At 72.1% G+C, this 12,084-nt stretch carries 11 protein-coding genes and 1 pseudogene; 7 read left to right on the top strand and 5 right to left on the bottom strand.

Annotated features, from left to right (window positions below; all coding sequences use genetic code 11):
* Positions 1-53 precede the first annotated feature (53 nt).
* Positions 54-503: a nucleoside deaminase gene (locus PLJ28_RS03065; protein WP_255459790.1), complete on the bottom strand. Its 450-nt coding sequence runs from the start codon at positions 501-503 to the stop codon at positions 54-56.
* Between the two features lie 105 nt (positions 504-608).
* A pseudogene (locus PLJ28_RS03060) lies at positions 609-920 on the bottom strand (DUF952 domain-containing protein); the annotation flags it as partial.
* A 110-nt stretch (positions 921-1,030) separates the two neighbouring features.
* Here PLJ28_RS03060 and PLJ28_RS03055 point away from each other — a divergent pair.
* The 4 genes from PLJ28_RS03055 to fmdA all read left to right on the top strand — a co-directional run bounded on the left by PLJ28_RS03055 (position 1,031) and on the right by fmdA (position 4,489).
* Positions 1,031-1,909, top strand: coding sequence for a DUF1206 domain-containing protein (locus tag PLJ28_RS03055; protein WP_183530020.1), 879 nt, complete (start codon positions 1,031-1,033; stop codon positions 1,907-1,909).
* Positions 1,910-2,108: 199 nt separating this feature from the next.
* Entirely contained in the window at positions 2,109-2,801 is a 693-nt protein-coding gene (locus PLJ28_RS03050; RefSeq protein ID WP_183530022.1) for an AmiS/UreI family transporter, read from the top strand.
* Complete coding sequence (locus PLJ28_RS03045; protein WP_010143900.1) at positions 2,788-3,081, top strand: FmdB family zinc ribbon protein; 294 nt, start codon at positions 2,788-2,790, stop codon at positions 3,079-3,081. The genes PLJ28_RS03050 and PLJ28_RS03045 overlap by 14 nt, the downstream gene beginning before the upstream one ends.
* A 151-nt stretch (positions 3,082-3,232) precedes the next feature.
* Positions 3,233-4,489 (top strand): formamidase, encoded by a 1,257-nt coding sequence (fmdA, locus tag PLJ28_RS03040; RefSeq protein ID WP_183530024.1) that lies wholly within the window; start codon positions 3,233-3,235, stop codon positions 4,487-4,489.
* A 69-nt stretch (positions 4,490-4,558) separates the two neighbouring features.
* On the opposite strand, the gene PLJ28_RS03035 is transcribed toward fmdA, so the two are convergent.
* Positions 4,559-4,879: a putative quinol monooxygenase gene (locus PLJ28_RS03035; RefSeq protein ID WP_010143902.1), complete on the bottom strand. Its 321-nt coding sequence runs from the start codon at positions 4,877-4,879 to the stop codon at positions 4,559-4,561.
* A 29-nt stretch (positions 4,880-4,908) separates the two neighbouring features.
* The gene (locus PLJ28_RS03030; protein ID WP_183530027.1) at positions 4,909-5,340 is read right to left on the bottom strand and encodes a CoA-binding protein; all 432 of its coding nucleotides are present in this window, start codon (positions 5,338-5,340) and stop codon (positions 4,909-4,911) included.
* A 163-nt stretch (positions 5,341-5,503) separates the two neighbouring features.
* On the opposite strand from PLJ28_RS03030, the gene PLJ28_RS03025 reads away from it, so the two are divergent.
* Entirely contained in the window at positions 5,504-7,036 is a 1,533-nt protein-coding gene (locus PLJ28_RS03025; RefSeq protein WP_183530029.1) for an aldehyde dehydrogenase family protein, read from the top strand.
* A 135-nt stretch (positions 7,037-7,171) separates the two neighbouring features.
* Here the strand turns inward: PLJ28_RS03025 and PLJ28_RS03020 are convergent, their stop codons facing one another.
* Positions 7,172-8,131 (bottom strand): oxygenase MpaB family protein, encoded by a 960-nt coding sequence (locus PLJ28_RS03020; RefSeq protein WP_183530031.1) that lies wholly within the window; start codon positions 8,129-8,131, stop codon positions 7,172-7,174.
* 204 nt (positions 8,132-8,335) lie between these two features.
* Here PLJ28_RS03020 and PLJ28_RS03015 point away from each other — a divergent pair, with 204 nt between their 5' ends.
* Together PLJ28_RS03015 and PLJ28_RS03010 are read left to right on the top strand one after the other, a co-directional pair.
* Positions 8,336-11,140, top strand: coding sequence for an HAD-IC family P-type ATPase (locus tag PLJ28_RS03015; RefSeq protein WP_298042796.1), 2,805 nt, complete (start codon positions 8,336-8,338; stop codon positions 11,138-11,140).
* 108 nt (positions 11,141-11,248) lie between these two features.
* The coding region (locus tag PLJ28_RS03010) for an FAD-dependent oxidoreductase (RefSeq protein ID WP_324589875.1) at positions 11,249-12,084 on the top strand (836 nt) is incomplete at its 3' end.

The following is a 12,084-nucleotide window of genomic DNA, read 5'->3' as shown; positions in this document are numbered from 1 at the left end:
GAATCCAGCACCTGATGCGTTCCGGGCACCCGGGCACGTCCCCGGTGGGTGCCTCAGTACTCGGTACGGTCGGCGTTCTCCTGCCATGCCTCGAACGGCGCGGTGGAGCCCGGGACGGCCCGGTGCACCAGCGGCATCAGCCCGTCCCTGTCCGGGGACTCGAGATAGTCGTAGAAGGCCGCGTCGTCGAAGCCCGCGGCGGCGGCATCGTGACGGTCGGCGGCATAGACCACCCGGTCCACCCGCGCCCAGAGCGCCGCGCCCAGGCACATCGGGCACGGCTCGCAGCTGGCGTACAGCACCGCCCCCGAGAGGTCGAAGGTGTCCAGCCCGCTGCAGGCCGCGCGGATCGCCGTGACCTCGGCGTGGGCCGTGGGGTCGTTGGTGGCCGTGACCCGGTTGGCACCCTCGAAGGCGCGACCGTCCGCGGTCACCACCAGCGCCCCGAACGGGCCCCCGTCCGTGGCCGCGTTCGCGGTGGCCAGGGCGATGGCACGGGACAGGTGGAGCGCATCGTCGTCCGCACCGGCGACGGCCTCTCCGGAACCGTCCGCGGCGGCCGGGCCGAGGCCGTGCTCCGACCTGACGACCGGGTCGACGCGGGACACCGCGGCCACCGGCAGCGGTCCGCCGTAGACGTGGGGGAAGCGTTCGGAGTCCGGGTCGGCGGGGTCACCGGGCTCCCTGACCACGCTCAACCCCGCCGCGGCCAGGGCCGCCTCGTCCAGTGTCAGCACCACCAGGGGTTCGCCCACGTCCGCGTAGAAGCGCGTGAGCACCGCTCGGACCTGTTCCGGCCCGTCGCTGGCATGCAGGAAACCGACCTCCTCGATCGAGGCGCCGCGGGTGGACCGGTCATAGGTCCCGGTCCGCTGGGCCTGGTGCCAGTCCTGCCGGAACGCGATGTGCTGGATGACCATGGCCCCAGTCTGACAGCCCCCGGGGGGTCGTCAACGGGCGGCCCTGACCGGGGGCCGCCGTCGAGCCGGCCGCCGTGGTCCCCCGGAAGCCACGGGTCTACCCTGTACCCATGACCCCCGAGTCCGCGTCCGCCTCCCGCCCTGCCGACCGCGTGCGACGGACGATGCGGAAGCATGCGCCGACCGGGGCCGCCCAGGCCCTCGACGAGGCCTCGGACCGCGCCGAGGAGGTCACCCGCCATCCCTGGTTCCGGAAGGCCGCCCGTGTCGGCCATGTCGCGAACGGGATCCTGCACATCCTCATCGGCCTGATCGCCTGGAGCCTGGCCTTCGGGTCGGCACCCCAGGACGCGGACCAGTCCGGCGCGATCCAGCTGCTGACCACCAGCCCGCTGGGCGTCGGCCTGGTCTGGCTGTGCGCCGCCGGCTGTGTCCTGCTGGGCCTGTGGTACCTCAGTGAGGCGATCTGGGACCGCCGCTCCGCCCTCGACGGGGTCAAGGACGCGGGCAAGGCCGTCGTCTACGTGGCGATCGGGGTGATGTTCACCGTCGCGGCGCTCGGCGGGCGACAGGACTCCGGGGAGTCCACCAGCTCGGCTTCGGCCGCGCTCATGTCCCATCCGGTCGGTGCCGTGCTGCTGGTCGTGGCCGGACTGGTCATCATCGGCATCGGCGGATACCACGTGTACTCGGGGGTGACCCAGCGGTTCATGAAGGACCTGCGCTCCTCGAGCCGGCGTGAGGTCTCCCGCGCGATCCGCGTGACGGGCACCATCGGGTACGTCGCCAAGGGCATCGTGCTCGCCCTGGTGGGGCTGCTGTTCGTGGTCGCCACGCTCCAGCGGGACCCCGAGGACGCGACCGGGATGGACGGCGCCCTCAAGGCCCTGCTGGACCAGCCGCTGGGCCCCGTGCTCCTGGCCTGCATCGGCGTCGGGCTGATGCTCTTCGGCGTCTTCGCCTGCATGCGTTCCCGCTACGAGGCCTAGGGCACGGCCCCAGCCGGGCCAGGGGCGGCGACCGGCGACCGACGACCGACGACCGACGACCGACGACCGACCATTGTCGCAACCGTTGCGCCGTGCCTAACGTGGCGTGCATCACATCCCCTCGCACGGTCCGAGGGCTGCGGCGTCTCCGCTTCACCCCGCCGCCCGGCCGGGCCTGCTCGTCTCCCAGGAGCGCTCCATGGGCAGTGTTGGTCTGCTGTACGTGGGGGCGGTGTTGTTCATCAACGGCCTGATGCTGCTGGGGCTCGTCCCCGGCAAGGCCGCCGCCCCCATGAACTTCTTCGTCGGCATCATGCAGGTGGTGTTTCCCACCATCCTGCTCGTCCAGGCCGAGGGTGACCCCGCGGCCATCCTCGCCGCCTCCGGTCTCTACCTCTTCGGCTTCACCTACCTCTACGTCGGCCTCAACCTCACCTTCGGTCTCGACGGCGAGGGCGTGGGGTGGTTCTCCCTGTTCGTGGCCGCCATCGCCGTGGTGATGGGCATCCTCCAGTTCACCGTCGTGGCAGACCCCGTCTTCGGGGTCATCTGGCTCCTCTGGGCCGTGCTCTGGCTCATGTTCTTCCTGCTGCTGGGACTCCGGCGGGAGTCCCTCACCGCGGCCACCGGGTGGTTCACGGCCATCATCGCGCACCTCACGGCCACCATCCCCGCCGTACTGCTGCTCATGGGCGAGTACCGCAGCACGTGGACGTGGGCCACGATCCTGGCCGTGGCCGGCGTCGTCGCCCTGGTCCTGTCGTTCCTGCTCGGCCGGCGCGGTCCGCTCAGGACGCCCCCCGAGCTGCAGGACACCGGACCGGACCACACCCTGCGCGGCCCGGCGGACAGTGACCCGCGGGACGGGGGGAGGCGCCGTGCCGCTGTATGAGTTCCGCTGCCCGGAGGGCACCGTCCTGGAAGCGTCCTACAGCATGACCTCCGTGCCCGATGCGGTGGACTGCCCGGACTGCGGGGCTCCCGCGGCCCGGCGCATCACCTCCGTGCGGCTCTCCCGGGCCGGTTCCGCCGCCTACCGGCTCATCGAGTCGTCCCAACGCAGCGCGGCCGAACCAGAGGTGGTCACGGCACTGCCCGCGGCCGGCCGCAAACCGCGCGAGGGCCCCCGGTACACCGGCAATCCCCTGCACCGGAAGCTGCCCCGGCCCTGACCCTGACCCCAGTGCAGCGGTACCGGCGCCCGGCGCCCGCCGACCCGCGCGCCGCGCCCCTCCTCGACGCGTCACGCCGGCGCCACCCTCCCCCGCTCTCCCTTCCCACTCTCGTTACCGTTCTCGTTCCCACAGCAAAGGATCCGTCACCATGCCCGACAACATCTTTCCCCTCGACTCGGCCAAGTCCTTCGAGGACCAGGAGAAGCTCGGCCACAACCGCTGGCACCCGGAGATCCCCCCGGTCGCCACCGTCAAGCCGGGTGACACCTTCCGGGTCGACTGCCGCGAGTGGTTCGACGGCGCCATCGTCAACGACGACTCCGCCGAGGACATCCTCAACGCGCCGCTGCTCACCGTGCACAAGCTCTCGGGCCCCTTCGCCGTCGAGGGAGCCCAGCCCGGCGACCTGCTGATCGTGGACATCCTCGACGTCGGCCCGATCCCCCAGGAGGACAGCGGCCCGCTGGCCGGCCAGGGCTGGGGGTACACCGGCATCTTCTCCCGGAACAACGGCGGTGGGTTCCTGACCGACCAGTTCCCGGACGCCTACAAGGCCATCTGGGACTTCAACGGCCAGATCGCCACCTCCCGGCACGTCCCGGAGGTCCGCTTCGAGGGCCTCATCCACCCCGGCCTCATGGGCACGGCGCCCTCGGCCGAGCTGCTGGCCAAGTGGAACAAGCGCGAGGGCGACCTGATCGCCACCGACCCGAACCGCGTGCCCCCGCTCGCCCTGCCGCCCGAGGCCGAGCACGCCGTGCTCGGCGGGCTGGACCGGGGCGAGTGGCAGCGCGTCGGCTCGGAGGCCGCCCGGACGGCACCACCGCGCGAGAACGGCGGCAACCAGGACATCAAGAACCTGTCCAAGGGCACCCGGGTGTTCTACCCGGTGTTCGTGGACGGCGCCAACCTGTCCATGGGCGATCTGCACTTCTCCCAGGGCGACGGGGAGATCACGTTCTGCGGCGCGATCGAGATGGGCGGGTTCATGGACCTGCACGTCGACCTCATCAAGGGCGGCATGGAGACCTACGGGGTCAAGGAGAACGCCATCTTCATGCCGGGCCGGGTGGATCCCCGGTTCAGTGAGTGGATCGCGTTCTCCGGGACCTCGGTGACGCTGGACGGCGAGCAGCGTTACCTGGACTCGCACCTGTCCTACCAGCGCGCCTGCCTGCACGCGATCGACTACCTGGTGAAGTTCGGCTACTCCCCCGAGCAGGCGTACCTGCTGCTGGGTGCGGCCCCGATCGAGGGCCGGCTCTCCGGAGTGGTGGACATCCCGAACTCGTGCTCCACCGTCTACATCCCGACCGCGATCTTCGACTTCGACGTGCGGCCCAGCGCCAGCGGACCACACCAGGTCGATCCGGGGATCGGCGCCCCGAAGGCGGCCAACGCCTGATCACAGCACGAACTGAGGGCAGGGACGGGCGACCGTCCCTGCCCGCACGTTGCAGGGTGCACCGTCCGCTCAGTCGACCTGCAGCTCGCCCATCCGGTCCCAGCCCTCACCCTCGACCTGGCGGCTGACGATCCTCGGGGTGGCGGCCAGCACGGGGCGCATCGCCTCCAGGCCCGCCGTGAAGTGCTCCGAGGACACGTGCGCCTCCCCGGCGCCGTCCTTGAACGCCTCGACGAGGACGAACTCGTGTGGGTCCTCCACGCTGCGGGACCACTCGAACCACAGGTTGCCCTCCTCGGCACGCGTGGCCCGCGTGTAGTCACGGACGCGATCCATGAAACCGTCCACGTGCTCGGGCTTGACCTGGAATTTCACGACGATGAAGATCATGGCCCCACCCTAGCGGCGGCCCGGGGAGGTCAGTCGCCACGCAGCGAGGGGGTGGCCCGCACCTCGATGACCGGGCAGGTGTCCATGACCACGTCCAGCCCGGCGGCCGCCGCGCGCTCCGCCGCCAACTCGTCGATGACCCCGAGCTGCAGCCACACGGCACGTGCGCCGACCTCGATCGCCTGGTCCACGATCGCCCCGACCTTGTGGGAGTTGACGAAGCAGTCCACCACGTCGATGGTCCCGGGCACATCCGCCAGGGTGCGGTACCCGGTCTCCCCGTGCACCTCCTGGGCCCCGAGGTTCACCGGGATGATCTCCATGCCCAGCTCGTCCCGCAGGAATCTCGAGACCCCGACGGCGGCCCGGCGCGGGTTGGGCGTGAGTCCGACGACGGCCCAGCGGGCTCCCCGGTCGGTCAGCAGCCGGCGGATGGTCGCCGGGTCATTGGTGTGTCCCATGGCTTCACGGTACCCCTGTGAGCGCGGACACATGCTGGGTAGACTCCGGGCCTGTGAGACCGGGCACGCGCGGCATCCGGGGCGCTCGCCACCGCGATGCCGGACACCGGCCGTCCCGCCCCCACCTGTGATCCCTGCCCCCCACCCCCAGGAGGACTGACCCATGACGACCGAGGCACCGCAGGACGTGCAGGCCGGCCCGGACCTGCCCGAGGCACTGCGCCACGCGCGGCACTACATCGATGGCGGCTGGGCCGCCGCGACGTCCGGATCCGGCCGGATCGAGGTCCTGGACCCGGCCACCGGCGAGGCCATCGGGTCGATCCCGGACGGCAGCCCGTCCGACGTCGACGCGGCCGTGGAGGCCGCCCACCGCGCCTTCGTCGACGGCCGGTGGTCCAGGCTCCCCGGCAGGGAGCGCTCGCGCGTGCTGATGCGGGTGGCCGACCTGATCCGGGAGCGGGCCGACGAGATCGCCCGGGTGGAGAGCCTGGACGTCGGCAAGCCCATCAGCCTCGCCCGTGCCGTGGACGTCACCACGGCGGCCGACACCTACGAGTACGCCGCCTCGTTGGCCCAGCACCTGGACGGGGCGGTCCGCCGCACCCCTCTGCCGGCCCACGCCTACACCCAGCGGGAGCCCCTCGGGGTCATCGCGGCCACCACGCCGTTCAACTTCCCGCTGATCCTGTCCACCTCCAAGATCGCCGTCGCCCTGGCCGCGGGGAACACGGTGGTCCACAAGCCGGCGGAGGAGACCCCCTTCTCGGCGCTGCTGATGGCTGAGCTGCTCACCGAGGCGGGCGTCCCGGACGGGGTCTACAACGTGGTCACCGGTTACGGTTCGACGATCGGTGACGCCCTCAACGGGCACCCCCGGGTCGCCAAGGTGGCCTTCACCGGTTCCACCCAGGTCGGGGCGCACGTCGCCGAGCTGGCCGGCCGCAGCCTGCGGCCCGTCACTGCCGAACTGGGCGGCAACGCGGCGAACATCGTCTTCGCCGATGCCGACCTCGGCAAGGCGGTGGAGACCGCCATCTCGGCCTTCGTCTTCAACACCGGCCAGTTCTGCATGGGTGGACCGCGGCTCCTCGTCGAGCGGCCGGTCTACGACCAGGTCCTCGAGGCCCTCGCGGGCGCTGTCCCGCACGTGCCCTTCGGTGACCCGCGGGACCCGGGCACGGTGATCGGCCCGCTGGCCACCCGCCGCCAGTTCGAGAAGGTGCGCGAGGCCGTGGATCAGGCCCGGTCCAGCGGCGCGCGCGTCGTGGTGGGTGGGGAGGCAGCCGAGATCGACGGCGGGTTCTTCTACCGTCCGACGGTCCTGGCCGACGTCGACAATGCGGCCGACGCCGTCCAGCAGGAGATCTTCGGTCCGGTGCTGACGGTCCAGCCGTTCGACACGGAGCAGGAGGCCGTCGACCTGGCCAACAGCACGGACTTCGGCCTCGCGGCCGGGATCCAGACCGGGGACATCTCGCGCGCCCACCGGGTGGCGGATGCGCTGGAGGCCGGGATCGTCTGGGTCAACGCCTGGGGCCTGCTGGACCCGTCCATGCCGTTCGGGGGCGTCAAGGCCTCTGGCTGGGGCCGGGAGAACGGGCCCGAGCAACTGGCGGAGTACACCCGGACCAAGTCGGTCATCATCGCCCTGGACCCGGCCCCCGCCACCGAGCGGTCGGCGGGGAGGTCATGAGCACCGCCGCCCAGGCAGCCGTCACGGGGCCCGGTCGTGCCCGCTCCGCCGTGCACGAGATCGGACAGGACGTCGTGCTGAGACGCCGGGCACGGCTGGTTGCCCGGGCAACGGCGGGGCCTCGCGGCTCGTCCGCTACCGTCCGGTGTCCGCGTCCGGAAGCACACCCAGCCGGATGAGCCGGCGCCGGGCCGCCTGTTCCGAGGGGCCCGGCCCGGACAGGGCCGCACCCACCACGGCCAGGGTGGCGCGGCCGCCGGCACGGGTCAGCCGCGACACCGGTGTGGCGCGCAGGCCGAGCAGGTCCCGGTAGCGGGCCGGCAGGGTGTCCACGACCGCGGTGAAGAGCGCCCGGTAGCCCCAGCCGAGCTGGCCGGGCAGCGGCGGGTTCCGCAGGAACCCGAGGACCTCGGTGACCCGGTCCCCGCCGGCCAGCTCGCCGGCGTCGTCGAAGGCCTGCAGCCGGTCCTTGAGCTGCTGGCGGGTGGTCGGCGGGTCCTGCACGCCCATGAGTGATCCGGCGACGGACCACTCACGGACGTAGTCATCCGCCCCGCCGGCGGTCGGCACGGGGCCGATGAAGTCCTCGTGCGCGGCCAGGAAGGCGTCCGTGAAGGCCAGGTGCACCCATTCGGCCAGGTGCGGGGCGTTGGCGGAGTACCGCCGTTCCTCCCCCGCCCCGTCCTCATACCGCCCCCGCACCGGCACGTGCAGCCGGCGGACCTCGGCGCAGGCCTGACGGGCCGCGCCGGTGGAACCGTAGGTGACGGAGAAGATCCAGCGGATGGTCCCCGCGAGCCGTTGCAGCGGGTCGGCCCGGTAGTCCGAGTGCTCGGCCACCCCGGCGAGCGCACCGGGGTGCAGCGCCTGGACCAGCAGGGCGCGGATGCCTGCCGCCACGGTGGACATCGACCCGTGGACCGCCCAGGTTGCCGAGTCGTGGGCGAAGTACCCGGCGTCATCACCCTGTTCGAGGTCCAGTTGCCACTGCGGGACTCCCGCGTCACGTTCACCGGAGAAGGTGTGGACCAGGTCCGAGCGCATCCTGGACAGCAACCGGCCCGGCAGGATGGCCGCGGGGTCCGGTGCCTTCATGACGCCGACTGTACGGCAGCCCGGGCCACCACGGGGCACCGACGGTCCGGCCTCCGTCTCCGGGATGACCCGGAGCGGGCCCGGATTCACCCCGCAGGTTGACCCCGTGCGGGACACGCGGCCACTACATTGGAGGGCATCGCTGCAGGTCGGCTCCCGTCCGGCTGGCCATTGCCTGCCGCCCGACCCAGGGAGACAATCAGCGTGAGCAACCCGGCCAGCACCGGTACCGGCGGACCCGCCACGGAGGAGGACACCATCCAGGACCTCCCCGGCGCAGGCTCACCCGCGGACCCCCACGCCGCCACCCCCGCCGGCTCACGGACTCCTCGGGTCGGCTCCCCTGCCGCCGCGGTGGCCGGTGGAGCGGAGCACCCCGACGTGCGCCGTCGTCACCACCTGCGCCGGCGCGGACTGGGGGCGATCGCCCGCCCGGACGACGAGGCCCTCGCCGCCCGCGGCCTGGACGAGTCCGCCGTCGCGGAGCGGATCGGCAAGGGGCTGACCAACCGCCAGCCCCGGGACACCTCCCGCTCGATCTGGAAGATCCTGCGCGTCCACGTCCTGACGATGTTCAACCTGGCCATCGGCGCCTGCGCGGTGGCGATCATCGTGCTGGGCCGCTGGTTCGACCTGGTGTTCTGCCTCGCGGCCGTGGCCAACGTGATCATCGGCGTGGTCCAGGAGTACTCGGCCAAGCGCAAGCTGGACCAGATCGCCCTGCTGCACCAGGACGCCGCCCACGTCATGCGCTCCGGCGAGCGGCAGGAGGTGCGACTGGAGGACATCGTCCTGGACGACGCCGTGGTGCTGCGGCGCGGGGACCAGGTCCCGGCGGACGGGGTGATGCTGAGGGCGGACGGCCTGGACATCGACGAGTCCATGCTGACCGGGGAGTCCGATCCGGTGGGCAAGCTGCCCGGGGACGTGGTGCTCTCCGGTTCGGCCGTGCTCTCCGGGCACGGGGTGTTCCGCGTCTCGGCCGTCGGCGCGGACTCGCACGCCTCGCAGCTCGCGATCGAGGCCCGCACGTTCTCCAAGATCCCCTCGGAGCTGCGTGGGGCCCTGGACACGGTCGCCACGTGGCTCACCATCGCCCTGGTGCCGATCGTGGCGATCATCCTCAACGGCCAGGTCCAGGCGATCGGCGGCTGGACGTACGCGGTGCAGAACAACGCGATCGAGCCCGCGGTCGTGGCCTCCGTCGCCGCGATCACCTCGATGATCCCCCAGGGGCTGGCCCTGATGACCACGATCTCCTTCGCGGTGGCCGCGCTGAAGCTGGCCCAGGACCAGGTCCTGATCCAGGAACAGCCGGCGGTGGAGATCCTGGCCCGGGTGGACACCGTCTGCCTGGACAAGACCGGCACGCTCACCGAGGGGCGCGTCGTCTTCGACGGGGTCACCGACCTCTCCGCCTCCCGCCAGGTGCACGACGACGGCGCCCGCGTCCTGGCCTGGTTCGGCGCCGACGTGAATGCCAACCCCACGGCCCTGGCCCTGCGCGAGGCCTTCCCGCACGTCCCCGAGGAGGCGCCCTCGGCGCAGGTGCCCTTCTCCTCCGCCCGGCGCTGGTCCGCCGTCGCCTTCGGTCCCGGGGGCGGCGCCCGCCCCCCGAGACCCGGTTCCGCCCCGCACGGGGCGTGGGTCCTGGGCGCCCCGGAGGCACTGCTCGACGGGAACTGCTCCGAGGGAACGGACACCCACCGGATCGAGGCCCTCTGCCAGGAGACGACGGACCGGGGGCTGCGCACCATGCTGCTCTGCCGGTCGGACACTCCGGTGGCGCCCGGTGCGTGGTTCGGGACCGGGGGGCCGACGTCGGGACCGGGCCCCGGGCCCGCCACCGACACCGGGCCCGCCACCGGGACCGGCAACGGCCGCCGGACCGGTGAGCGACTGCCCCGTGGGCTGGTCCCGGTGGCGTTGCTGACCTTCCGGGAGAAGGTCCGCGACGACGCCCACGAGACCCTCGAGTACTTCCGCGCCCAGGGCGTGGAGCTGAAGATCATCTCGGGGGACAACCCGCGCACCGTGGCCGCGGTCGCGCGCGAGGTCGGGATGACGCTGCACGGGGACGGTTACGACGCCCGGCACCTGCCCGAGGACGACGATCGACGACGGGAGGTCCTGGACACCCACTCCGTGTTCGGCCGGGTCACCCCCGACCAGAAGAAGGGCATGGTCAAGGCCCTGCAGGACGCCGGGCACGTGGTGGCGATGACCGGGGACGGCATCAATGACGCCCTGGCCCTGAAGTCCGCGGACCTGGGCATCGCCATGGGCAACGGCGCCCCGGCCACCAAGGCCGTGTCCCGCCTGGTGCTGCTGGACAGCCGTTTCTCCCGGTTGCCGGCCGTGCTGGCCGAGGGGCGTCAGGTGATCGCCAACATCGAGCAACTGGCCCACCTGTACCTGACCAAGACCGCCTACGCCGTGCTGTTCGGCGTGGTGTTCTCGCTGCTGGCCTGGCAGTACCCGCTGCTGCCGCGGCAGGCCTCCACCGTGGACTTCCTGATGATCGGGCTGCCCACGTTCTTCCTGGCCCTGGCCCCCAACCAGCGCCGTTACGTCCCGGGGTTCCTCGGCCGCGCCCTGCGCTTCGCCATCCCCTCCGGGGTGGTCATCCTCGTGGGCCTGCTGGCCGTGAACGGTTATGCCCGCTGGTTCACGGAGGAGGTCTCGGTCCGGCAGGTCCAGACCGCCTCGGTCATCACGCTGACCCTGATGGGCCTGTGGGTGCTCAACCTCATCTCCCGGCCGATGACCCGGTGGAAGCTGGTGCTGGTCGGTTCCATGTACGTGCTGCTGTTCCTGGTCCTCACGGTCCCGGCCTCTCAGGAGTTCCACCAGTTCGAGTACCCGCCCACGGACCTCACCGTGACCGCCGTGGCGACCGGCGCGGTGGCCTGCGTCCTGCTCGAGGGCATCCACCAGGTCCACCGGTCCTGGCTCCACCGCTCGGGGACCCACCGGGCGATGTCCGGGACCGTGGGCCCGACCGGCTGAGAGAGCATGGGGGCCACCCATGGTGGTGGGGTCGTCGCGGCCCGTGGTCGAATGGTCGGGCGGCCCCCTCCGGGGCCGTAGAGCCCCTCCACCTCCCACGGAGTCACGATGCCCCTTGCACCCCCAGAGCGAACCGCCGACGTCCTCGTGATCGGCGGTGGCAACGCCGGGATCTCCCTGGCCGCCCGGCTGCACCGCAAGGGCATCGCGGACATCGCCGTCGTGGAACCCAAGTCCACGCACCACTACCGGCCGATGCTGTCCTACGTGGGCGCCGGGCTGAGGACCACGCGCCAGATGTCCCGTCCCCAGCACCGCGTGATGCCCCGCGGTGTGCGATGGGTGCAGGACAGCGTCCGGGCCCTGGACCCGGTGGCACGGACCGCCACCCTGTCCTCGGGCGAGCGCCTCGGCTACCGGGACGTCGTGATCTGCGCGGGCTCGGCCCCGGACTGGGATCACGTGCCCGGCAGCGCCGAGGCAGTGGCCGGCCCGCACGCCTCCACGAACTACACCGTGGAGCTGGCCCCCAAGACCTGGGAGCTGATCCGCGCACTGCGCCGCGGACGGGCGCTGTTCACCATCCCGGACGGCCCGGCCCCCACCCCGCAGATCGGGCAGAAGATCCTCTACCTCGCCTGTGACTACTGGCAGCGCCAGGGCGTGCTGCAGGACATCGAGGTGACCCTGCTGACGCCCACCGGGACCCTGTTCGGCCAGCCGGACGTGGACCGGGTCCTGCAGCCATGGGTGGATCGCTACGGGATCACGGTCCTGACGGACGCGCACGTGCGCTCCATCGACGCCGGCGCCCGCCGGCTGCACGCCACGGTCGACGGGACGCCCCGTGACCTGCCCTACGACCTGCTGCACCACTCCCCGGTCCACGCGGCACCGGCCTGGATCGCCGAGGCCGGACTGGGCACCGCTGCGGGCGGGGAGGC

It is taken from the genome of Citricoccus sp. (assembly GCF_035445025.1).
Taxonomy (GTDB): domain Bacteria; phylum Actinomycetota; class Actinomycetes; order Actinomycetales; family Micrococcaceae; genus Citricoccus.
The sequence above is the reverse complement of the archived record's forward strand: the minus strand, read 5'-3'. Positions and strand labels throughout refer to the sequence as shown.

Bases quoted from the DNA above. Each gene is read 5' to 3' on its own strand.
- PLJ28_RS03055 (WP_183530020.1), top strand. From the start codon at position 1,031: ATGACCCCCGAGTCCGCGTCCGCCTCCCGCCCTGCCGACCGCGTGCGA.
- PLJ28_RS03025 (WP_183530029.1), top strand. From the start codon at position 5,504: ATGACGACCGAGGCACCGCAGGACGTGCAGGCCGGCCCGGACCTGCCC.
- PLJ28_RS03020 (WP_183530031.1), bottom strand. From the start codon at position 8,131: ATGAAGGCACCGGACCCCGCGGCCATCCTGCCGGGCCGGTTGCTGTCC.
- PLJ28_RS03050 (WP_183530022.1), top strand. From the start codon at position 2,109: ATGGGCAGTGTTGGTCTGCTGTACGTGGGGGCGGTGTTGTTCATCAAC.
- fmdA (WP_183530024.1), top strand. From the start codon at position 3,233: ATGCCCGACAACATCTTTCCCCTCGACTCGGCCAAGTCCTTCGAGGAC.
- PLJ28_RS03035 (WP_010143902.1), bottom strand. From the start codon at position 4,879: ATGATCTTCATCGTCGTGAAATTCCAGGTCAAGCCCGAGCACGTGGAC.
- PLJ28_RS03030 (WP_183530027.1), bottom strand. From the start codon at position 5,340: ATGGGACACACCAATGACCCGGCGACCATCCGCCGGCTGCTGACCGAC.